Source organism: Xanthomonas sp. DAR 80977, from assembly GCF_041240605.1.
Lineage (GTDB): Bacteria > Pseudomonadota > Gammaproteobacteria > Xanthomonadales > Xanthomonadaceae > Xanthomonas_A > Xanthomonas_A bundabergensis.
In genome coordinates, this window is sequence record NZ_CP162487.1 from 3,661,020 (window position 1) to 3,682,739 (window position 21,720).

Here is a 21,720-nt window from a genome sequence, read left to right on the forward strand (position 1 = left end):
GCCGATGCCCACGTCCTCCACCGCCGCTCCTGCGCCGACGCTGTCGCCGCGCCAGGCCGCACCGCTCGATGCCGCGATCGACGCCGCGCTGCAGCAGCAACGCCTGGTCGGTGCGGTGGTGCTGGTCGCCCACCGCGGCGCCTGCCTGTACCGCCGCGCCGCCGGCTGGGCCGACCGCGAGGCGCAGCGGCCGATGCGCGAGGACGCGACGTTCCGCCTGGCCTCGGTCAGCAAGCCGATCGTGGCGACCGCCGCGCTGGCGCTGGTCGCGCAGGGCCGCCTGGCGCTGGATGCGCCGGTCGCGCAGTGGCTGCCGTGGTTCCGGCCCGCCCTGCCCGACGGGCGCGTGCCGGACATCAGCCTGCGCCAGCTGCTCAGCCACAGCGCCGGGCTCGGCTACCGCTTCCTCGAACCGGCGGACGGCGCGCATGCGCGCGCCGGCGTCTCCGACGGCATGGACGCCAGCGGCCTGAGCCTGGAGCAGAACCTGCGCCGCCTCGCCCAGGTGCCGCTGCAGTACGCGCCAGGCAGCGGCTGGGGCTATTCGCTGTCGGTCGATGTCGCCGGCGCGGTGCTGCAGGCGGCCAGCGGCCAGCCGCTGCCGGCGGTGGTGCGCGAATGGGTGACCGCGCCGCTGGGCATGCATGCCACCGGCTTCCACGCCGAAGACCCGGCAAGGCTGGCGGTGCCCTACGTCAGCGGCGCGCCGGTGCCGCATCGGCTGGGCGAAGGCGAGGTCGTCGCGCCGTTCGCGGACGGCGCCGGCATCGTGTTCCATCCCTCGCGCGCGCTGGACCGCGACGCGTTCGCGTCGGCCGGCGCCGGCATGGTCGGCAGCGCCGACGACGTGCTGCGCCTGCTCGAGGCGTTGCGCCGCGGCGGCGCGCCGCTGTTGCCGGCCGCGCTGGTTGCGGAGATGGGCCGCGCGCAGGCGGGCGACTTCGGCCCGCCGGACGGGCCGGGCTGGGGCTACGGCCTGGGCTTTGCGGTGCTGCGCGATCCGGCACCGACCGCGACCCCGGAAGCGCCCGGCACCTGGCGCTGGGGCGGCGCCTACGGGCACAGCTGGTTCGTCGATCCGGCGCGGCAGCTGAGCGTGGTGGCGCTGACCAATACCTTGTACGAAGGCATGTCCGGCGCGTTCGTGACCGAGCTGCGCGACGCGGTCTACGCCAGCCTGCGCGATGTGCCGGCATGAACGGCGAACGCCTCGCGCCCTGCCCGGCCGCCCCCGCTGCGACGCCAGCGCGGCGCCTGCCCTGGAGCGGATTGCTGGCGCTGGCCTGCGCCGGCTTCGTCACCATCCTCACCGAGACGCTGCCGGCCGGCCTGCTGCCGTCGATGGCGGCGGCACTGGGCGTGAGCGAGGCAGGGATCGGCCAGTTGGTCAGCATCTACGCGCTGGGCTCGCTGCTGGCCGCGATCCCGCTCACCGCGGCTACCCGGCGCCTGCGCCGGCGCCCCTTGCTGCTGTCCGCCATCGCCGGCTTCGCGGTGGCCAACACGGTCACCGCCGTGTCGACCCGTTATCCGCTGATCCTGGCCGCGCGCCTGCTTGCCGGGGTCAGCGCCGGGCTGCTGTGGGCGCTGCTGGCCGGCTACGCGGGCCGGATGGTGGCGCCGGCACGGCAGGGCCGCGCCATCGCGGTGGCGATGGTCGGCACGCCGCTGGCGCTGGCACTGGGCGTGCCGGCCGGCACCTGGCTCGGGCAGCAGTGGGGCTGGCGCTGGAGCTTCGGCGCGATGTCGCTGCTGAGCCTCGGCCTGCTCGGCTGGGCCCGCGCCGCGCTGCCCGACTTCGCCGGCCAGGCCGCGCAGGCGGCGCTGCCGCTGCGCCGCGTGCTGGGCCTGCCCGGCATCGTCCAGGTGCTGGCGGTGATGCTGCTGTTCGTGCTCGCGCACAACCTGCTCTACACCTACGTCGCGCCGTTGCTGGCGCTGTCCGCGGCGCCGGTGGATCGCTCCCTGCTGCTGTTCGGCGTGGCCGCGCTGCTCGGCATCGTCGCGGTGGGCGTGTGGATCGATCGCTGGATGCGGCCGCTGCTGCTGGCCAGCATCGGCCTGTTCGCGCTCGCCGCGCTGGCGATGGCGCTGTGGCCGCGTTCGCCGACGCTGCTGGCCGTGGCACTGGCGGTGTGGGGCTTGGCGTTCGGCGGCTGCGCCACGCTGTTCCAGACCGCGATCGCGCGGCGTGCCGGCGACGCCGCCGACCTGGCGCAGTCGCTGGTGGTCACCGGCTGGAACCTGGCGATCGCCGCCGGCGGCGTGCTCGGCGGTGCGTTGCTGCAGCGCCATGGCGCCACCGCCTTGTCCTGGGCGGCGCTGGCGCTGCTGGTGCTGGCAGGGGCGTTCGCGCAGCGCCGGCAGGGCTGGGGCTGAGCCGCGCCGCCACGACGCGGCAGCGCGCATCGGCGGCGCTTGTGCGTGCCGCGAACGCGCCGGCATGCCCCGGGCGCGACGGCAGCGGCGCGTCGAACCCGACGCGCGGCTCAGGCCTTGCGCAGGAAGCAGGTCTTCAGCACCAGGCCCTTGATCTTGTCCGAGTTGCCTTCGATGTGCTCGGCATCGTCCTCGACCAGGCGGATGCCGCGGATCACCGTGCCCTGCTTGAGCGGGATCGACGATCCCTTGACCTTCAGGTCCTTGATCACCACCACCGTGTCGCCGGCCTGCAGCACGTTGCCGTTGCTGTCGCGCACCACCGTTTCCGCCGCGGCGGCGGTGTCCGCCGCTGCCGGCCACTCGTAGCCGCAGTCGGCGCAGATCCACATCGCTCCGTCCACGTAGGTGTTCTGCAGGGTGCATTGCGGACAGGCGGGTGCGGCGGACATGGAATTCCTTGCTACGGCGACGACGGGAAGACGACTATTGTAGCCGCCCGCCCCGCGCAGCCGCCCAGGCCGCCGCTCCCGCAGGAGTTGCGACGTCCGCCGCTGCCGATGCGCGCCGAGCGCTCCGCGCCGCACTTGGCGACCGGACCATCGCCAAGCGCGGCGCCGGCGCATTGCCCGCGCGCCGCGCGCAACGCCGAATCCGCGCACCGGCGGCGCGCCGACTTGCGGTCCGCCGCCGCTTTTCGTTAGGGTAGCCGGGTAGCACCTCTCATCGCGCTGTGACTGTGCCGGCGTATCCCACTTCCTACTTGAAATGAGGTTTCCCATGGAGATCGCCAATGGTCTTGTCGCCACCATCCACTACACCCTGACCGACGATGCCGGCGAGGTGATCGATCAGTCCTCGCCGGACAATCCGCTCAGCTATCTGCACGGCGCCGGCAACATCGTGCCGGGGCTGGAAAAGGCGCTGACCGGCAAGCGCAGCGGCGAACGCGTGCAGGTCGACGTGATCCCGGCCGAAGGCTACGGCCCGCGCCACGAGCAACTGCAGCAGCAGGTGCCGCGCAGTTCGTTCCCGGACGCCGCCGGCCTCGAGCCCGGCATGCAGTTCCAGGCGCAGACCGACCAGGGCCCGCTGCTGGTCACCGTGGTCGAGGTCGGCCCCGAGCTGGTGACCATCGACGGCAACCATCCGCTGGCCGGGCAGGTCCTGCATTTCGCGGTGGAAGTGGCCGGCGTGCGCGAGGCCACCGAACAGGAAAAGAACCAGGGCCACGCCGGCGCGGCGCTGTAACCGAGCGCGCACCCGCTGGATCCGCACGAGGCCCGCGATCGCGGGCCTCGTGCATTGCGGGGCGGCGCACGGCGACCCGCACCGCAACGACGTCGCGCGCTGCCGGCACCGCGCCGGCGGCCGCCGGCTTGCGCCGCGCGGCGGCTTGCCGCACAGTGCGCGGCCCCTCTGCCCGGCCCCGCAGCGAGATGAGACTCGGCATCGATTTCGGCACCAGCAACTCCGCCGCCGCCGCGGTGATCGATGGCCGCGTGGTGCCGATCGGCTTCGGCGACCAGCACCAGTTCCGCACCACCGTGTACTTCCCCGAGGTGATGCGCGATCCGGCGGATTTCGAGCTGACCCCGGCGCTGGAGCGGCAGGTGGACGAACTGATCGAGTCCGGCCGCCGCGACGCGCTCGCCGCCGGCCGCGAGCGCAGCCGCGACGAGTTGCGCCGCGATGCGATCCGCGTGGTGCGCCGGCAATGGATGGAAGCGCAGATGCGCGAGCCGCGCAGTTCCGCCGCGCTGCTGCAGAACGCGGTGTACGGCGACGCGGCGCTGGACGCGTACTTCGTCGAAGGCGAAGGCAGCCTGGTGCAGAGCCCGAAATCGATGCTCGGCTACAACCTGCATCCGCGCGCCCGGCAGACCATCACCGGCATCGCCACGCACATCCTCGAACACATCCGCCTCACCGCCTCGCAGCAGCTCGGCGTGCAGGTGCGCAGCGCCCTGCTCGGGCGTCCGGTGCAGTTCCGCAGCTCGATCGGCGAAGCCGGCAACGCACAGGCGCTGGAGATCCTGCACAGCGCCGCGATCGCCGCCGGCTTCGACGACATCGCGTTCCTGGAAGAACCCGCCGCCGCGGCGATGCACTACCACGCCGGCAGCCGCGAGCGCCACGACGCGGTGGTGGTGGACATCGGCGGCGGCACCACCGACATCGCCCACGCCAGCGTCGGCGGCGACGGCGCCCCCGACGTGCATCGCGCCTGGGGCATCGCCCGCGGCGGCACCGACATCGACCTGGCGCTGAGCCTGGCCAGCTACATGCCGCTGTTCGGCCGCGGCAGCACGCGCGTGCCGGCGCACCACTACGTCGAGGCGGCGATGGTGCAGGACACCACCCGCCAGCGCGATTTCCGCCAGCACCGCTACGACGAGGTGCCGCGTCCGTACGACACGCGCCTGCAGGCGCTGCAGGACACCGGCAACACCGCGCGCCTGTACCGCGCGGTGGAACGCAGCAAGATCGGCCTCAGCGACAGCGAGCAACATGAAGAAGCGCTGGACTACATCGAGGCCGGGCTGCAGGTGCAGGTGCGCGCCGAGCAGCTGACCCATGCCGCACGCAGCTATCTCGAAGCGCTGGGCGAACTGCTGGCGCAGGTCCGCGGCGACATCGGCCGCGAACCGGCGGCGGTGTTCCTGACCGGCGGCATGTCGCGCGCCGGCTACATCCAGCAGGTGGTCGCCGCGGCGTTCCCGCAGGCGCGGCTGGTGCACGGCGATCCCTCGTTCGGCGTGGTCCAGGGCTTGGCCCTGGCCGCCGCGCAGCGCTGAGCGCCGCCGGCCCGCGGCGCGGCGTTGCCCGGCACGCGCCGGCAGCCTCGGGCGCACGCAGGCGCTAGCGCAGGTTCCGTTCATACGCAAGGGGCGCGACTGGCGTAATATGCGCGGTCACGCTTCAGCGTCACGTTCCTACGCGCGTCTCGTCCGGCCGTTTCTGTCGCCCGACTCGCTCCTCTTCTCGCGCCAGCCTCCGTCCCGTTCCGGGCCGGACCCACCGGGAGCGCCTGTGTCCGGCTACGCCACCCAGATCAATACGCTCAACCTGGGCGGCCAGGACTATCGCATCCGTTCGCTGCTCGATACCCAACAGTTCTCCGATCCCGATGCGCAGGCCGAAGCGGCCGGTATTTCCTCGGCGCAATGGAGCCTGTTCGGCAACGTGTGGCCGGCCGGGCGCCTGCTCGCCAACGCGATGGCGCTGCACGACATCGCCGGCAAGCGCATCCTCGAGATCGGCTGCGGCCTCGGCCTGGCCAGCCTGGTGCTGCGCCGCCGCGGCGCCGACATCGTCGCCAGCGACCGCCATCCGCTGACCGAGGTGTTCCTGGCCTACAACGCCGCGCTCAACGCGATGCCCGCGGTGCCGTACCGGCGCCTCGACTGGGACCAGCCCAACGACGGCCTGGGCCGGTTCGACGTGATCATCGGCAGCGACGTGCTGTACGAGCACCAGCATCCGACCATGCTCGCCGACTTGCTGGCGCGGCACGCGACGCCCAGCGCGGAAGTGCTGATCGCCGATCCGGGCCGCGGCAACAGCGCCGCGCTGACCCGCGCGCTGTCCGCGCAGGGCTATGCGCTCAGCGAACAGCGCGAACTGCAGTTGAGTCCCGGCGACCTGCCGCCCTACCGCGGCCGCGTGCTGCGCTACCGGCGCGACGCCATGCCGACCGGCGGCAACGCTTGAGCGCGCAACCGGCAACCCGCGCCCCGGCCGAAAAATCCGTCGCCTGCGATCGCTGCGATGCGATCTGCTGCCGCCTGACCGTGCTGCTGATGCCCGAGGACAAGGTGCCCGAGCACCTCACCGAGCACACCGAGCAAGGCCTGCACGTGATGGCGCGCGACGAGGACGGCTGGTGCGTGGCGGTGGACAGCAAGCGCATGTGCTGCTCGATCTACGAGCAGCGCCCGGCGATCTGCCGCAAGTTCACGATGGCCGGCCCGTACTGCCGCGACATCCGCCGCATCCACAACGATCAGTTGGCGCGCGGCATTCCCCTGACGATGTACTGACTCCAGGAGATCCACCATGGCACGTCCCACCAGCAAGACCCCGCCCCCGACCGCCAAGACCGCACGCAGCGGCAGCGGCGACAAGGCGCAGAAAGGCCTCAGCCGCGAGCGCATCGAGGCCGACATGGCCGCGTTCCGCAAGGCCGGCGGCCGCGTCGAAGTGCTCGGCACCACCCGCGTGCTGAAGAAAGTCGACGAAGCCGAAGCCGGCTGAACCCGCGCGCCGCGGCAGCGCCGCGCGCGCCGTCGGCGCCGTCTTCACGGCGCCGGCCGATAGAATCCTGGTCTCTTCCTGCGCTAGGCGCACGGCATGCTCCTGCGATCCCTGTCCGCCGAACTGGGCCAGCCCGCCTGCGGCAACTGCCGCGATGGCGAACCGCTCGACTTCGGCATCCGCATGGCGTTCCAGCCGATCGTCGACGCGGACGCGCGCGCGATCTACGCCTACGAAGCGCTGGTGCGCGGCGAGGATGGCAGCGGCGCGGCCGCGGTGCTGGCGCGGGTGCGCCCGCAGCAGCTGTACCGCTTCGACCAGACCTGCCGGGTGCAGGCGATCGCCACCGCGGCGCGGCTGGGCCTGCGCACCCGGCTGTCGATCAATTTCATTCCCAACGCGGTCTACGAACCGGCGACCTGCATCCGCCTGACCCTGGCCGCGGCCGAGCGCTACGGCGTGCCCACCGGCGACCTGATCTTCGAGATGAGCGAGTCCGAGCACATCCGCGACCTGCCCAAGGTGGTGCGGATCCTGCGCGACTACGCGCAGCGCGGCTTCCTGACCGCGATCGACGATTTCGGCGCCGGCCACTCCGGGCTCAACCTGCTCGCCGATTTCCAGCCGCATCTGCTCAAGCTGGACATGGCGCTGATCCGCGGCATCGACGCCAGCGCGCCGCGCCGGCACATCGTCGCCGGCATCGTCGGCATGGCCGCGGCGCTGGGCTGCCGGGTGCTGGCCGAAGGCGTGGAGACGCCGGCCGAATACCGCGCGCTGCGCGCACTGGGCATCGGCCTGTACCAGGGTTTCCTGTTCGCGATGCCGGCGCTGGAAGCGCTGCCGCAGATCTCCGCCGAACGCTGGGACAGCCTGGAACACGCGGGCTGAGCAGCGCGGCGGTGCACGGCCACGCCTTGCTGGAGGGAGGCGGCAATCGCAACGATCGCAACGCATGCAAGGCGAACTTCCGCCTGCGGACGCCGCCGCAGGCAATATCCGCCTGCAATGCGCGCGGCAGTCGCCTCGCGCGCCGCTTCAGGATCGGCTGCCACCACCCGCACTGCCCGCCGCGCTCACAACCCTCATCGCCGCCCGTTCCTGGAGATGCCGTCCGCCTCGACATGGCCGCACCGCCGCTGCCGCGCCGAGCACGTCGACCCCTTTCCTTCAGGAGCTGGACCATGGCCCGCAACAAGACGCTCTTCCTCTACAACGACAGCCGTCAGGATCAGGAGTGGACGGTGTACGCCGAAGGCGTGATCAACGAACGCTACACCGTCGGTCAGCTGCGCAAGTCGTTCACGCTCAGCGTGTCCGGGGATACCACGATCAGCTTCGGCGTGGACGACACGGTGTATCTGCGCGCCACCTATACCTACGCGACCGACAGTTGGACCTCGCAGACCGATACGCCCAAGGAGATGGCCTTCACTGCGGCGCAGTCCGCGATCACCGTCACCAGCAGCTACTCGCCCTGACCGGCGCCCGCCGCGCCCGCCGCCGCGCACCGCGTGCGGGCACGGCGTCAGCACGCGTCGGCAGCTGCGCCGCACTTGATCGGCGCAGCTGGGATTGCGACCATCGCGCCTCCCCCGCCATGCCGAACCCGCCGATGTCCTCGCTCCACGCCATGCTGCCGCCCTGGGTCCACCGCTGGCTGGACCTGATCGTGCCGGGCGCGCAGATCGCGCTGATCGTGCTTGCCGCATGGCTGTTGCGCACGCTGCTGCGGCGGCTGGTGCGGCGGCTGGGCGAACACTATGCTTTGCCGCCGGAGCTGATGATGATGGCGCGCCGCGGCAGCGGCTTCGTGATCTACACCGCGGCGCTGTTGATGATCCTGGACCGGCTCGGCGTCTCCGGCACCGTGCTGTGGACCGCGTTCACCGGCTTCGCCGCCGTCGCCGCGGTGGCGTTCTTCGCCGCCTGGAGCGTGCTGTCCAACATCTTCTGCACGCTGCTGATCTTCACCACCCGCCCGTTCCGCCTGCACGACCACATCGAACTGCTCGAGAACGGCGAAAAGCCCGGGCTCAAGGGCCAGGTGGTGGACATCAACCTGATCTACACCACGCTGCGCGAGAACCGCGACGACGACGGCGACAGCGTGCTGCAGATCCCCAACAGCCTGTTCTTCCAGCGCAGCACGCGGCGCTGGCGCGGCCATCCGGTGCCGCCCGGACTCGGCTAGCGCCTGTCGTCCCGATCGATCGGGACTTCGACCGACAGGCCCCGGCACGACGCAAGCGCACGTCCTAACAAGACACTGATCGCGCGGACGCTATGGTGTCCGGTCACGCACGCCGCCGCCGCGCGACGCGCGCCCTCCCCTGCCCACAAGGTGCCCCATGGAACAACCCGTCCATCCGTTTGCCGAGCTGTTCGCGCAGTTGGGCCTGCCCAACAGCGAAACCGAGATCCGCCAGTTCATCGCCCGGCACTCGCCGCTGCCGGACACGATGCGGCTGGAAGAGGCGCCGTTCTGGACCCCGGCACAGGCGCAGCTGCTGCGCGAGGAGCGCCTGGACGACGCCGATTGGGCGATGGTGGTGGACCAGCTCAACATCGCCCTGCACTCGCGGCCGGTGCCGCCGGTCAGCAGCGCCGCCAACGACGACTGAGCGCCCGGCCCCGCTGGCGGTCAGCGCAGCTGGCTGTCCTTGCTGCCGCGGCGGTTGTAGCCGCTGTGCTCGTGCTGCTCGCGGTCCTGCGCTTCCTGGCAGGCCACGCACAGGCGCACGCCGGGCACCGCCTTGCGCCGCGCCTCGGGAATCGGCGCATCGCAGGCTTCGCAGTGCTCCAGGCTCGGGCCCTGCGGCAGCTGGCTGCGCGCACGCTTGATCGCATCTTCGACGGTCGCGTCGATCTGGTCCTGCACCGCGCCGTCGCCTGCCCACCCTGTGGCCATCGCCGTCTCCTGCTGTGTTGCCTGTTTCCGATGATGCGGCCGATGCCCGCCAATGCAATGGCGGGCGCCTTCACATTGCTTGGGGATTCAGTCGCGACCCGGGACTCGGCAAAGCCGGGAACCGTGCCGATTGCGAGAATCCGCGCTTATCGCGCAATAAATCCGTAGCGCAAGATTACGCGTCCCGGTTCCCGAGTCGCGGTTCCCGCCCAGCCAGAAACCGCTGCAACCGCGGCACCACGAAATCCAGGAACACGCGCACGCGCTGCGGCAAGCGTGGGCCGCCGCGATAGAGCGCATGGATCTCCTCGGTATCGCCCTCCACCGCTTCCTGCAGCACTTCCACCAGGCGGCCCGCGGCCAGATCGTCGCGCACGTGATAATCGCCCAGCCGCGCCAGGCCGATGCCGGCGACGGCCATGCGCCGCACCGTTTCGCCGTTGTTGGCAAGCAGCGCGCCCTGCACCGTGCGATCGACGATGCGGCCGCTGTGCGCGAGCGGCCACACGGGTGCGGCGCGGCGGAAATTGAAGCCCAGGCAGCTGTGCCGCGACAGCGCGTCGATGCTGCGCGGCGTGCCGTGGCGCGCCAGATAGGCCGGCGCGGCGACGATCTTGCGCCGCGCCACGCCGACATGCCGCGCCATCATGTTCGAATCCTGCAAGGCGCCGACGCGGAACGCGACGTCGGTGCGATCCAGGTACAGATCGACCATCTCGTCGGACAGCGAAAGATCGACCACGATCTGCGGATGCGCCTGCCAGAACGCCGGAAGCAGCGGCTCCAGGCCGAGAATGCCGAATGCCACCGACGCATTCACCCGTACGCTGCCGCCGGCGCTGGCCGCGTCGCGGCCGAGGTCGCGCTCCACGTCGTCGAGTTCGGCGAGCAGCGACAGGCTGCGATCGTAGTAGACCTGGCCTTCGGCGGTCAGCGACAGGCGCCGGGTCGAACGCTCGAGCAGGCGCACGCCCAGGCGGGTCTCGACGCGACCGATCAGCTTGCTGACCGTGGACGGGGTCATGCGCAGCAGGCGTGCCGCCGCAGAGAAACTGCCGGCATCCACGACCCGCAGGAACACCTGCATTTCGCCGGCCCGATTGTCCATTGCGCCAACCTGTGAATTCGCTTCACAGATCATAGGCCGGCGCGACGGATTATCAAATCCGTCGCCGCGGCCTATCGTGGCCCGTACCGACCGAGCTGTATGCCGAAGTCTTCCACCAGGACGCATCGGCAGTGCAGCGAGCACCCATGGCTCTGCTGGCGGCAGCGCACGCGCCGGGCCCGTGGCCGCCGCGCGCAGCGCGCGCCGCGCCCCGTCTTTTCCGCCGGATGCGGCCAGCGCCGCACCGCTTTCCTCTCTCTCACCGAAGGATGCCCTCATGGATCTGCAACTCCACGGCAAGACCGTTCTCGTCACCGGCGCCACCGCCGGCATCGGCCTGGCCATCGCCCGCACGCTCGCCGCCGAAGGCGCCGAGCTGATCATCTGCGGCCGCAACCAGGCCAATCTGGACACTGCCGCCGCCAGCATCGGCGGCAACGTGCGCAGCGTGCTGGCCGACCCGGCGACCGCAGCAGGCGCCGCGGCGCTCACCGCCGCGGTGCCGCAGGTCGATGTGCTGGTCAACAATCTGGGCATCTACGAGTCCAAGGAATTCGGCGAGATCAGCGATGCGGACTGGCTGCGCTTCTTCGAAGTCAACGTGCTGAGCGGCGCGCGCCTGGCACGGCACTACCTGCCCGGCATGCTCGCGCGCGACTGGGGCCGGATCGTCTTCATCTCCAGCGAAAGCGCGGTGCTGGTCCCACCCAACATGATCCACTACGGCATGACCAAGACCGCGCAGCTGGCCATTTCGCGCGGCCTGGCGGCGACCACCAAGGGCACCCGCGTCACCGTCAACGCGGTGCTGCCCGGCACCACGCGCTCGGCCGGCATCGAGGAGTTCATGCGCAGCGTCGCCAGCGATCCGGACATGCCGCCCGAAGCGATGGAGCGCGAGTATTTCGCCAAGGAGCGCGCCAGCTCGCTGATCCAGCGCATGATCGAGCCCGAAGAGGTCGCCAGCCTGGTCGCCTACGTAGCGAGCCCGCTGTCGGCGGCGACCAACGGCGCGGCGCTGCGCGTGGACGGCGGCATCACCCCGACCATCGTGTGAGCCGCGGCGCGACGTGCGCGCAGCGGCATGGATCGGTCCGTATCGCCGCCACGTTCACAGGCGAGATCCGATGCGCCCATTCCGACATTCCGACACGTGGCGCATCGCGTCCGCGCACGCCGCACGCCCTTTTTCGCGCATGCCAAGGGGTATCGAGCATGGCGGTGCCGCCGGCTACCAGATCAGGTCGTCCGGCACCTGGAAGCGGCTGTAGTACGGATCGTCTTCGCCGCTGGCGGCCGGGGCGGCCTGGGTGGTGTCGAGCACGATCGCGGCCGGATCGCGGCTGGCCACCTTCTCCACCACTGCGCGCGGGATCGCCGCGTAGCCGGCATCCAGGCGCGCGATCGCCGCCGCGCCGCCGATCAGCTGCGCGCGCAGCGCCGCATCCACCCGCAAGCGCTGGATCTTGCCGGCGTCGGTGAAGTGGTAGTCGATCTCGCCATCGGCCTTGAGCTTGTGCTGATCGATCAGTTGCCGCGCCTGCGCGCGCTGCTCCTGCGCCCGCGCCTGCGCGTTGCGCTCGGCGGCCAGGGCGCGGTCGCGTTCCACCCGTTCCAGCCGCAGCCGCTCGCTCTCCAGTTGCTCGGCGCTGGGCGGCGGCGGCGCCTTGCCGTGGCGCGCCTTGGCCTGCTCGCGCGCGACCTGCGCCACCTGGTTCTTCTTCACCAGGCCGGCCTTGAGCAGTTGTTCCTGCAGGGGATTGCGCATCGGGAAAATCCAGTCGATCCAAGACGTTGGCCGGCATGATACCCGCTGCGGCCGGGTCCCGGCCGCGGCCCCGTGGCGGCGCCAACGGCTCGTCCCGGCCGCCATGGCGCGCTATCGTGGCGCCATGCAAGCGCTGAAATACCTCGCCGGCTATCCGCCGCATGTGCAGGACCAGGTCCGCGAACTGATCGCGCGCGATCGCCTGGGCGAATGGCTGCGCAAGCGCTACGACACGCCCAATCCGGTCCGCAACGACCGCCAGCTGTACGACTACACGCTGGCGCTGAAGGATCGCCACATGCGCAGCTCCGAGCCGCTGCACAAGGTGGTCTACGACAACCGGCTGCAGGCGGTGAAGCACGCGCTCGGCACCCACACCAGCGTCTCGCGGGTGCAGGGCAGCCGGCTCAAGGCCAGCCGCGAGATCCGCATCGCCGGCGTGTTCCGCGACGCGCCGGCGGCGTTCCTGCAGATGATCGTGGCGCACGAACTGGCGCACCTGAAGGAAAGCGCGCACAACAAGCCGTTCTACCAGCTGTGCATGCACATGGCGCCGGACTACCACCAGCTGGAATTCGACCTGCGCCTGTACCTGACCCAGCTGGAACTGGCCGGCGGTGCCGGCAGCTGAGCGTCGCCGCGCGTGGCAGCGCGGCGACGCCAGCACGTACACTGCCCTGCCCTGATCGCCGAGCGTTTCGATGTCCGCCCCCATTCGCCTCGACAAATACGTGGCCGCCATGCTGCCGTGCTCGCGCAGCGAAGCGCAGCAGTACATCGAGGGCGGCTGGGTCAGCGTGGACGGCGTGGTGGTCGAGGAGCCGCAGGCCGCGGTGACCACGCAACAGGTGACCCTGGCCGCGGATGCGCAACTGGGCGCGGTCGAGCCGGCCACCCTGCTGCTGCACAAGCCGGCCGGGCTGAGCCTGGACGCCGCCCTGGCCCTGGTCACGCCCGCTACGCGCAGCGCCTTGGACATGGCCGACGTGCGCGTGCTGAAACGCCACTTCCTGCGCCTGAACGCGCCGCTGCCGCTGGAAGACGCCGCCGGCGGCCTGCTGGTGCTGAGCCAGGACGGCCGCGTGCTGCGCCGCCTGACCGAGGACGCGAGCTCGATCGAACAGGAATTCGTGGTCGAGGTGCGCGGCGAACTGCGGCCCTACGGCATGCTGCGGCTGGCGCACGGCCTGGTCTACCGGCAGCGCAGCCTGCCGCCGTGCAAGGTCAGCTGGCAGAACGAGGACCGCCTGCGCTTCGCGATCAAGCACGTGCAGCCCGGCCAGTTGCAGGCCATGTGCGCCGAAGTGGGGCTGGAGGCGATCGGCCTGCGCCGCCTGCGCGTGGGCCGGATCCCGCTGGGCAAGCTGGCACCGGGCGAGTGGCGCTACCTGCCGGCGGGCGAGCGCTTCTGAGCTGCCGCAGCCGGGTGCTTCGCTGCTCGAAGGCCTGCGTCGCGGCCAGGTAGCGCGGTGTCGCATGGCCGCGCCTGGCGGCACGAAGGCCCCCTGCCTTGCGGCCTATTGCACGCCCCGCGGCGGGCGGCAGACACTCGCCGCGGACACAGGGAGACGCACATGATCGCAACGATGCTGGCAGCGGCACTGGCCCTGGCGCCGACCGATGCCGCCGCCGCGCAGGCCGACCTGCAGTTCGCCGCCGCGCGCATCGCCGCCGATCATCCGGGCATGGCGCCTGGCGCGGATCCGGCGCTGGCCGCGCAGGCGCGGCAGGCGGCGAACGCGGCGCAGGCCCAGGCGCGCAGGATCGTGGATGGCGCCGGCTATGCGCGGGTCATGCAGGCCTACGTCGCCGCGTTCGGCGACCCGCACGTGGCGATCGAACTGTCTTCCGGCGACGCCGAGCGCAGCACGCAACCCGCGACCGCCAGCGCCGCGCAAGGCGCATTCGAGCGCCTCACGCCGACGGCCTGGCAATTGACCCTGCCGACCTTCTACGCCGGCGATCCCGGCTTCGAGACGACGATGGCCGCGATCGCCACCGCAACCGACGCGTTGCGGCAGGCCACGCCCGCGCTGTTGATCCTGGACCTGCGCGGCAACGGCGGCGGCGCGGCGGCGCCCGGCGATGCGGTGCTGGCCGCGATCTGGGGCGAACAGGCGCTGCCCGCGCTGGATCGCCGCCGCGCCGACGCCTCGCTGTGGCGGGTCTCCGATGGCGTGATCGACAACCTGCACACCCGGCGCGCGCGCATCGCCGCGCGCTATCCGCAGGAACTGCCCGGCTTCGACCGCTTGCTGGACGGCCTGCGCGCGGCGCAGCGTGCGGGAACGCCGCTGTATCGCGACCCGCTGCCGCGCGCCGCCTCCGGCACGCCGCCGCGCGGCGGCCCGGCGCGCATCGTCGCGATCACCGACGGCGCCTGCATCAGCGCCTGCCTGGATTTCATGGACCGGCTGCTGGAGGGTCCCGGCGTCGAACAGGTCGGCCAGCCGACCGGCGCCGACACGCTGTACACCGAAGTGGAAAGCGTGCCGCTGCCGAGCGGGCGCGCCACCCTGCTGCTGCCGATGCAGCGCCTGCAAGGCCGCCAGCGCGGCGCGATGCAGGCCTATGCGCCGCGCGTGCGCCTCGACGACGACGCGGCGGTCAGCGCCTGGCTGCGCCGCGAAGTGGCCGCGGTGTCGCCGCCCGCTGCCGACGCGCCGTAGCGACTCGGCGCGATCGCGATCGGATCCGGTCGATCCGATCGCGTCGAGACGTTCGACGCCGCAACGCCTACGGTTGCGCCAGCGCGCGCTCCACCGCCTGCTGCGCCAGCGGCGCCATCAGCGTGTAGCCGGCGACGGTGGGATGCACGCCGTCGTAGGCCAGGGCCTTGTCCATGCCGCCTTCGCGGTTGCGCAGCTTGCTGTGGTAGTCCAGGTACACCGCGCCGTGGCTGTGCGCGTACTGCTCGATCCAGGCATTGAGCGCGCGGATCTTTTCCGCCGGCTGCAGCCCCGGCCGCCACGGGTAGTCGCTGACCGGCAGCACCGACGCCAGCACCAGCTTGATGTGATTGGCCTGCGCCAGTTCGGCCATCGAGCGCAGGTTGTCCTCGATCATGCGCTGCGTGGACAGGCCGGTGTTGCCGGCCAGGTCGTTGGTGCCGGCCAGGATCACCACCGCCGCCGGCTTCAGGTCGATCACGTCCTGGCGGAAGCGCACCAGCATCTGCGCGGTGGTCTGACCGGAAATGCCGCGGTTGACGTAGGGCTTGCCGGGGAAGAACGTCGTGCCCTGCATGCGCCCCCACGCATCGGTGATCGAATCGCCGTAGAACACCACGCGGCGCTCGCCCGCGGCCGGCGGCGCCAGCGCCGCGTTGTCGGCGCGGTAGCGGCCCAGCTGCGCCCAGTCCAGCAGGCGCTGCTGCAGCTCGGCCACCTGCTTGGCCTGCAGCGTGTCAGGCGCCTGCGTGTACAGCCCATCCACCTTGCCCTGCAGCGCGTCGGCGGCAGGCGCGGCGCTCTGCGCGAACGCGGGTTGGACGGCACTCAGGCACAACGACACCAGCGCGACGAGCGACGACTGCTTCACGATCCACCTCCAGGTCAGGGAAACGCGCCACCCTAATCCAAATCGGGCGACGGCGCGCGGGTCGGCGGCGCGGGCGGCGTTTGTGGAGTGCATGGGCGGCGGCGGCATTGTCGATGCTTCGTCACCCCATGGTTTGTACGCGGCGCTTTTTCTGCGCCCGTACCCTCACCCCAACCCCTCTCCCGCAGGGAGAGGGGCTTGTCCTGGCTTCGGCGGGGTGGCGCTGAAATGGTCCGGGGTCGCTCAGCCGCTGGCGGGCGCCTGCCGCGGCAGCGTCGCCAGGAAGCGCGTGCCTTCGTGCTGCGACGAACTGACCTCGATGCGTCCGCCATGCGCGTCGACGATCCGGTCGACGATGTACAGGCCCAGGCCCAGGTTGGCGCCGGCGGCCTGCGGCGTGCCGTCGGCATGCGCGGTGGTGGTCAGCGGCTCGAACAGCGAGTCCAGCATCGCGGCGGGAATCGGCAGCCCCAGGTTGTGCACGCTCAGGCTGACCGCGTCGGCCAGCTCGCCGTTCAAGGCGATCGTGATCGGCTGGTCGCGGCTGCCGTACTTCAAGGCATTGGTCAGCAGGTTCGCCACCACCCGGCGCAGCCGCATCACGTCCCAGTTGCCGTGCAGGTCGCCGGCCGTGGTCAGCCGGAACGCGCGCTTCGGGTAGATCGTGGCCATCTCGTCGACGACGCCCTGGGTCAGCACTTCCAGGCTGGTCGCTTCCGCGCGCATCGGGATCGACGCTCCGAGCTTGTCGCCGGTGAATTCCATCAGGTCGTCCAGGATCGCCTTCATCTGCATGGCGCTGCGCAGCAGCACGCGCGCCTGCGGCGCCTGCTGCTCGCCCTGCCCCAGCATCAGCTCGGCGCAGCTCATCACCGCCGACAGCGGCCCGCGCAGATCGTGGCCCAGGATGCCCATGAACAGGTGCTGGGTCTGCTCCACGCTCTCCATGAAGGCGCGCACCGAATCGGCCAGGATCAGGTCCAGCGCCTCGTTGAAGCGGCTCATGTCCGGCACATCCTGCGCGTCCGGCGTGTGGCCGGATTCGCTCCACAGGCGCATCACGCTGGCGCGCAGCGCGCGGAACTCGGACACCAGCTGCATCATGCCGAAGCCGTGCTTGACCCGCTGCCGGGCATGCAGGCTCGCGGCACCGCCGGTCTCGAACTCCTCCGGCCCGGCATCCAGCGACCTCAGCCGCAATTGCGCGGCGCTCATCGGCGCGCGCATGTCGGCGACGATTTCGGCCAGCAGTTGCGCGGCGTGATCGCGCAGCTGGTAGGCGCTCATCGCTTCGCCTTCCTCGCCGCGCGTGCGCGCGAACGCCATCCAGCCCTTGCACAGCGGCTCGATGTTGGCCTCGATGAAATCGGCCAGGTTCATGCCCGCGGCCTCGGGCTCAGGTTGCCTCGCGCGGCCCGCCGCGCGCCGCCGTTCGCCGCACGCATGCGCCCTGTGCCGCGTGCCGCCATCGTCTCGCAGCCGTCCAAGCAAAGCATGCCCATTCCCACATCCCCACGCATCGATGCGCCAGCTTAAACATTCCCGGTTCGATGCGTACAGATTCCTCGTGCGGGCAACGGCGCGAGGCCATGCCATGCGCCGCCGTGGCCGCCGGCGTGCGCGGCTGTGCGCCGGCATGACATGCGCCTGCGGAGCGGATCGCGATCCCGGCCCGCATGTCGCCACCGCGACCGCGTCGCGTGGTGCCGGCCATGGAAGCGGGCATGCGCGCGGCGACGATCCGCACGGACATGCGCTCGCGACGCCGCATCTGGCATGCGGCGTCGCGCAACCTGTCACCAAAGCGCCACATGGCAGCCTGCCGACCGACGATTCCACGCGCACCGATGCGCGCGACCGGCTGCATTCAGCCACCGCTCATGCGGCGACGACCGCCTGTCTCGGCGCGCATGCTGCGCGAACGCAGACGCCCGCATGCCGACTCCGGAACGCGCAATGCATTGCCCGGCAAGGCGGACGTCCGCTGCCGGTGCACGTAAGCCGCGGTACGCGTTGAAGCAGGAACGCAAACGGTAGCGACACGACGACATGCGCACGATTGTTTTTGCCTATCCATGCAACCTTTTCGCCTTCCCTAACTTTTTTGTGCGTACATGACACACGTCGTTTTTCCTTCCTACCATTGCGCCGGTAGTGAAGGGGGGGTCCCCACTCCAAGCCCCGAAGGACACCGCATGAACAGGCATTACGCGCACCAGAAACGCTCTTTGCTGTGGCTGGCGCTGGTTCCCGGATTGATGCTCGGCGCCGCGGCGTCGGCGCAGTCCGCCGCCACTGCCCCGGCGCAAGGCACGAACGGCAACGTTGGCGGCTACAGCGACAGCGACACCTCCGCATCGAGTTCCAGCATCGGCTCCGCTGGCGATTCCGCTCGCGCCGGCGCCAGCGGTTATGGCGCCGCGTTCGGCAGCGGCGGCGCGCCGTACGCCACGCGCAGCAATTGGGAAAACGCCGGCGGCGGCTATCTCAACACCCGCTTCGCCCCGGCCGAATGGCAGATCAATCCGCTCAACGCGGCGCGACTGAAGACCGCCTGGACCTTCACCACCCAGGGCGACGTGTCCGCCACGCCGACCGTGCAGGGCAGCGCGCTGTACGTGCCCGACTGGGGCGGCCAGCTGTATCGCATCGACACCGCGCTGGGCAAGGCGGTGTGGCAGGTGAAGCTGTCCGACCTTACCGGCAACGCCAACTCGCTGTCGCGCAACAGCCCGGCGATCGCGCGCGACAGCGTGCTGGTCGGCGACCAGGCCAGCGGCACCGTCATCGCGGTCGACAAGAACACCGGCAAGCTGCTGTGGAAGACCGTGGTCGAAGCCAACGCGCAGGCGCGCATCACCGCCTCGCCGGTGGTGTACGGCGATCGCGTCTACGTCGGCGTGTCCTCCGGCGACTGGGGCGGGCTGACGCCTGGCTACACGTTCTCCTTCCGCGGCAGCGTGGCCGCGCTCGACCTGAAGACCGGCAAGCTGCTGTGGAGCTTCCGCACCGCGCCGGAAGGCTATACCGGCGCCTCGGTGTGGGGCACGCTGGCGATCGATCCGCAACGCCAGCGCGTCTACGCCACCACCGGCAACAACTACTCGGTGCCGCTGGACGTGGCCAGCTGCGTCAAGAACGCCAACGGCGACAAGAGCGCGCAGCTGGCCTGCCTGGCGCCGGACAACTACGTGGACTCGGTGCTGGCGCTGGACATGCGCAACGGCAAGCCGGTGTGGACGCGCCGCCTGCAGGGCGCCGATGCCTGGTCGCTGTCGTGCCTGGTCGCGCCGACCGCCGGCATCTGCCAGGAGCCGCAGGGGCCGGACTACGACTTCAGCGGCGGCGGCGCCAACCTGTTCACGGTGATCCGCAACGGCAAGCCGCAGGCGCTGGTCGGCGCCGGGCAGAAGAGCGGCGTGTACTGGGCGTTCGATGCCGACAGCGGGCGCACCGTGTGGTCCACCCAGGTCGGTCCGGGCGGCACCGCCGGCGGCATCGAATGGGGTTCGTCGGTCGATCCGTTCAAGTCGCGCGTGTACGTGGCCATCAACAACAACAACCACACCAGCTACACCCTTGCCCCCGGCAACACCGAGACCTGGAACGCCGGCTCGTGGGCGGCGCTGGACGCGGCCAGCGGCAAGATCCTGTGGCAGGTGAAGGTGCCGGGCATCGATCCGATCCAGACCACGTTCGGCGCCGGCGGCCGTGGCCCGCTCGCCTCCTCGCCCGGACTGGTCTACGCCGGCTCGATGTCGGGCGCGATGACCGTGCTCGATGCCCAGACCGGCGCCACGCTGTGGAGCTTCGATGCCGGCGGTTCAGTGTCCAGCGCACCGGCCGTGGTGGACGGCGCGGTGTACTGGGGCGCGGGCTATAGCCGCTTCAATTTCGGCACCGGCGTGCACAAGCTGTACAAGTTCGTCCCGACCAGCTCGCGCGGTCGCTGATCGCGCGGCATCGCGCAACCGGCGAGCGCTACGCCACAGCCTCTCCTGCGCCTGCAGGAGAGGCTTTTTTGTGCGCAGCCGCCAGCGCCGCACCTGTCCGATCACGGCGGCAATCTTCTGCATCGCGCCACCTGCGCACGCCGACGGCGATGCGCCTGTGCAGCGCGGGCCACACACATGAACACGGCACGCCAGCGGCAGGTGTCTACGAAATCGGCCCCGTACGCGTGACGCCGCGCACGCAATCGCCGTGTCGGCGCCCGTAGCCTCGGCATGCACCGTGGAAGTGGGTGCAACGGCATCCGGTCCCCTGCCGGATGGTCTAGTCGTCTTCTAGCAGAAGGAAGATCCATGAATCGCAAGAACGCGCTGTATCTGGCCCTGCTGGCCAGCGTCTCCGGTCTTTCCCCCGTCGCCATGGCCGCCAATCCCCCTGCGGCCGAGATGGACTCCGCTCCGGTCGAAGCCCGCCCCGATGCCGCCGCGCTCGGCGGCGCCGAACTGCGCAGCCTCGCCACCGGCAGCGTGCATGCGCCGCGCCTGATCGAACTCGGCGCTCCCGACAGCGCCCAGGCCGCGACGATGAAGCAACTGCGCGGCCAGCAGGTCAAGCACGGCCAGCCGCTGCAGATCGGCTTCTCCCGCGATATCGCCAAGCCGGCGATCAACCTGCGCCGGCTCAGCTGGCAGAGCCTGCCCAGCGGCGCGCAGGTCACCAGCTTCGAAATCGTCTCCACCGACGCGGCGGCGCTGCGCGCGGCCCTGCAGCTCAGCGGCAGCGGCGCCCAGCCGGGCGATCCGAGCAAGGCCACGCTGCGCTTCGCCGGCGACGACGGCCGCGTGTTCGAGCAGAGCGGCGCCGATTTCGCCGGCAGCGAGCCGGGCTGGTCGGCGGCGGTGTCGGGCTCGCGCCTGGTCGTGGAGATCGAATTGCCGGCTGGCCAGTACCCGCAGGGCTTCGCGCTGAAGATCCCGCAGATCTCGCACATGGACATCAATCCGGTCGCCAGCGAGGAGATGATGCGGCCGATGATCGGCGAGAGCGACTCCTGCGAGCGCGACATCGTCTGCCGCGCCAGCCCCACCAGCGGCTTCACCTCGGCCGCCAAGTCGGTGGCGCGCATGGTGTTCAGCACCAGCAGCGGTTCCTACCTGTGCACCGGCACCCTGCTCAACAATACCAACTCGCCGAAGAAATACCTGTTCTGGACCGCTGCGCACTGCATCAGCACCCAGACCGTGGCCAACACCCTGCAGACCTACTGGTTCTACGACGCTACCACCTGCAACGGCTCCACGGTCAGCTCGTCCTACACCACGCTCAGCGGCGGCGCCTACCTGCGCCATGCCAACACCACCCGCGACACCTCGCTGCTGGAACTGAAGACGGCCCCGCCCAGCGGCGCCTTCTATGCCGGCTGGAGCAGTTCGGCGATCGGCTCCACCGGCACCGCGATCGAGGGCATCCACCATCCCGCCGGCGACGTGAAGAAGTACTCGCTGGGCAGCGTCACCGCGCTGTCGTCCTCGATCGACGGCAAGTCGCCGTTGTACAAGGTGGTGTGGAACACCGGCGTCACCGAAGGCGGCTCCTCCGGCTCGGGCCTGTTCACCATCAACAGCAGCGGCGCCTACCAGCTGCGCGGCGGCCTGTACGGCGGCACCTCGTACTGCAGCGCGCCCAGCGATCCGGATTACTACTCGCGCTTCTCCGACGTGTATTCGACCATCCAGCCTTACCTGAGTCCGTAAGGGCAAACGGGAGGGCCGTACTCCCGTGCCTGGGGCAGGCCACGCGGCGCGC

23 protein-coding genes are annotated in these 21,720 nt (G+C 70.9%); 17 read left to right on the forward strand and 6 right to left on the reverse strand.

The window, feature by feature from the left end:
• The first annotated feature begins 4 nt into the window (after positions 1–4).
• Positions 5–1,198 carry a serine hydrolase domain-containing protein gene (locus AB3X10_RS15420; RefSeq protein WP_369976099.1) on the forward strand — a complete coding sequence of 398 codons (1,194 nt, stop codon included), beginning with the start codon at positions 5–7 and terminating at the stop codon, positions 1,196–1,198.
• Positions 1,195–2,379 carry an MFS transporter gene (locus AB3X10_RS15425; protein ID WP_369976101.1) on the forward strand — a complete coding sequence of 395 codons (1,185 nt, stop codon included), beginning with the start codon at positions 1,195–1,197 and terminating at the stop codon, positions 2,377–2,379. Before AB3X10_RS15420 ends, AB3X10_RS15425 begins: the two co-directional genes overlap by 4 nt.
• 110 nt (positions 2,380–2,489) lie before the next feature.
• On the opposite strand, the gene AB3X10_RS15430 is transcribed toward AB3X10_RS15425, so the two are convergent.
• On the reverse strand, positions 2,490–2,831 hold the full coding sequence (locus AB3X10_RS15430; protein WP_369976103.1) for a zinc ribbon domain-containing protein YjdM: 342 nt from the start codon (positions 2,829–2,831) through the stop codon (positions 2,490–2,492).
• 328 nt (positions 2,832–3,159) lie between these two features.
• Between AB3X10_RS15430 and AB3X10_RS15435 the strand changes: the two genes are divergently transcribed.
• The 9 genes from AB3X10_RS15435 (at position 3,160) to AB3X10_RS15475 (ending at position 9,260) form a co-directional block, all read left to right on the forward strand.
• Positions 3,160–3,630 carry an FKBP-type peptidyl-prolyl cis-trans isomerase gene (locus AB3X10_RS15435; protein ID WP_145700991.1) on the forward strand — a complete coding sequence of 157 codons (471 nt, stop codon included), beginning with the start codon at positions 3,160–3,162 and terminating at the stop codon, positions 3,628–3,630.
• 188 nt (positions 3,631–3,818) lie between these two features.
• Positions 3,819–5,177: an Hsp70 family protein gene (locus AB3X10_RS15440; RefSeq protein ID WP_369976105.1), complete on the forward strand. Its 1,359-nt coding sequence runs from the start codon at positions 3,819–3,821 to the stop codon at positions 5,175–5,177.
• Between the two features lie 235 nt (positions 5,178–5,412).
• Positions 5,413–6,093, forward strand: a complete 681-nt coding sequence (locus AB3X10_RS15445) for a class I SAM-dependent methyltransferase (RefSeq protein ID WP_369976107.1) — start codon at positions 5,413–5,415, stop codon at positions 6,091–6,093.
• Positions 6,090–6,422: a YkgJ family cysteine cluster protein gene (locus AB3X10_RS15450; protein ID WP_263110056.1), complete on the forward strand. Its 333-nt coding sequence runs from the start codon at positions 6,090–6,092 to the stop codon at positions 6,420–6,422. The genes AB3X10_RS15445 and AB3X10_RS15450 overlap by 4 nt, the downstream gene beginning before the upstream one ends.
• Before the next feature lie 16 nt (positions 6,423–6,438).
• On the forward strand, positions 6,439–6,636 hold the full coding sequence (locus tag AB3X10_RS15455; protein ID WP_145700999.1) for a hypothetical protein: 198 nt from the start codon (positions 6,439–6,441) through the stop codon (positions 6,634–6,636).
• A gap of 96 nt (positions 6,637–6,732) precedes the next feature.
• Positions 6,733–7,527, forward strand: coding sequence for an EAL domain-containing protein (locus tag AB3X10_RS15460; RefSeq protein WP_369976108.1), 795 nt, complete (start codon positions 6,733–6,735; stop codon positions 7,525–7,527).
• A 293-nt stretch (positions 7,528–7,820) separates the two neighbouring features.
• Positions 7,821–8,117 (forward strand): hypothetical protein, encoded by a 297-nt coding sequence (locus AB3X10_RS15465; RefSeq protein ID WP_369976109.1) that lies wholly within the window; start codon positions 7,821–7,823, stop codon positions 8,115–8,117.
• 134 nt (positions 8,118–8,251) lie between these two features.
• Positions 8,252–8,830, forward strand: a complete 579-nt coding sequence (locus AB3X10_RS15470) for a mechanosensitive ion channel domain-containing protein (protein ID WP_369976111.1) — start codon at positions 8,252–8,254, stop codon at positions 8,828–8,830.
• A gap of 157 nt (positions 8,831–8,987) precedes the next feature.
• Complete coding sequence (locus tag AB3X10_RS15475) at positions 8,988–9,260, forward strand: DUF2789 domain-containing protein (protein WP_369976113.1); 273 nt, start codon at positions 8,988–8,990, stop codon at positions 9,258–9,260.
• Between the two features lie 20 nt (positions 9,261–9,280).
• On the opposite strand, the gene AB3X10_RS15480 is transcribed toward AB3X10_RS15475, so the two are convergent.
• Positions 9,281–9,547: a DksA/TraR family C4-type zinc finger protein gene (locus AB3X10_RS15480; RefSeq protein ID WP_145701007.1), complete on the reverse strand. Its 267-nt coding sequence runs from the start codon at positions 9,545–9,547 to the stop codon at positions 9,281–9,283.
• A 175-nt stretch (positions 9,548–9,722) separates the two neighbouring features.
• Complete coding sequence (locus tag AB3X10_RS15485) at positions 9,723–10,934, reverse strand: LysR family transcriptional regulator (protein ID WP_369976115.1); 1,212 nt, start codon at positions 10,932–10,934, stop codon at positions 9,723–9,725.
• Here AB3X10_RS15485 and AB3X10_RS15490 point away from each other — a divergent pair.
• The gene (locus AB3X10_RS15490; RefSeq protein WP_369976116.1) at positions 10,933–11,712 is read left to right on the forward strand and encodes an SDR family NAD(P)-dependent oxidoreductase; all 780 of its coding nucleotides are present in this window, start codon (positions 10,933–10,935) and stop codon (positions 11,710–11,712) included. The genes AB3X10_RS15485 and AB3X10_RS15490 overlap by 2 nt on opposite strands.
• 174 nt (positions 11,713–11,886) lie before the next feature.
• Here AB3X10_RS15490 and AB3X10_RS15495 read toward each other — a convergent pair whose 3' ends face one another.
• Positions 11,887–12,423, reverse strand: coding sequence for a DUF2058 domain-containing protein (locus AB3X10_RS15495; RefSeq protein WP_369976117.1), 537 nt, complete (start codon positions 12,421–12,423; stop codon positions 11,887–11,889).
• A gap of 124 nt (positions 12,424–12,547) precedes the next feature.
• Between AB3X10_RS15495 and AB3X10_RS15500 the strand changes: the two genes are divergently transcribed.
• The 3 genes from AB3X10_RS15500 (at position 12,548) to AB3X10_RS15510 (ending at position 15,092) form a co-directional block, all read left to right on the forward strand.
• On the forward strand, positions 12,548–13,054 hold the full coding sequence (locus tag AB3X10_RS15500) for a YgjP-like metallopeptidase domain-containing protein (protein WP_369976119.1): 507 nt from the start codon (positions 12,548–12,550) through the stop codon (positions 13,052–13,054).
• A gap of 70 nt (positions 13,055–13,124) precedes the next feature.
• Positions 13,125–13,835 (forward strand): rRNA pseudouridine synthase, encoded by a 711-nt coding sequence (locus tag AB3X10_RS15505; RefSeq protein ID WP_369976121.1) that lies wholly within the window; start codon positions 13,125–13,127, stop codon positions 13,833–13,835.
• Between the two features lie 162 nt (positions 13,836–13,997).
• Positions 13,998–15,092, forward strand: coding sequence for a S41 family peptidase (locus AB3X10_RS15510; RefSeq protein ID WP_369976123.1), 1,095 nt, complete (start codon positions 13,998–14,000; stop codon positions 15,090–15,092).
• Positions 15,093–15,159: 67 nt separating this feature from the next.
• Here AB3X10_RS15510 and AB3X10_RS15515 read toward each other — a convergent pair whose 3' ends face one another.
• On the reverse strand, positions 15,160–15,963 hold the full coding sequence (locus tag AB3X10_RS15515; protein ID WP_369976125.1) for an SGNH/GDSL hydrolase family protein: 804 nt from the start codon (positions 15,961–15,963) through the stop codon (positions 15,160–15,162).
• Between the two features lie 243 nt (positions 15,964–16,206).
• On the reverse strand, positions 16,207–17,343 hold the full coding sequence (locus AB3X10_RS15520; protein WP_369976126.1) for a sensor histidine kinase: 1,137 nt from the start codon (positions 17,341–17,343) through the stop codon (positions 16,207–16,209).
• Positions 17,344–18,158: 815 nt separating this feature from the next.
• On the opposite strand from AB3X10_RS15520, the gene AB3X10_RS15525 reads away from it, so the two are divergent.
• Positions 18,159–19,916 (forward strand): PQQ-binding-like beta-propeller repeat protein, encoded by a 1,758-nt coding sequence (locus AB3X10_RS15525; RefSeq protein WP_369976128.1) that lies wholly within the window; start codon positions 18,159–18,161, stop codon positions 19,914–19,916.
• A gap of 351 nt (positions 19,917–20,267) precedes the next feature.
• The gene (locus tag AB3X10_RS15530; RefSeq protein ID WP_369976130.1) at positions 20,268–21,668 is read left to right on the forward strand and encodes a trypsin-like serine peptidase; all 1,401 of its coding nucleotides are present in this window, start codon (positions 20,268–20,270) and stop codon (positions 21,666–21,668) included.
• Positions 21,669–21,720: the final 52 nt, after the last annotated feature.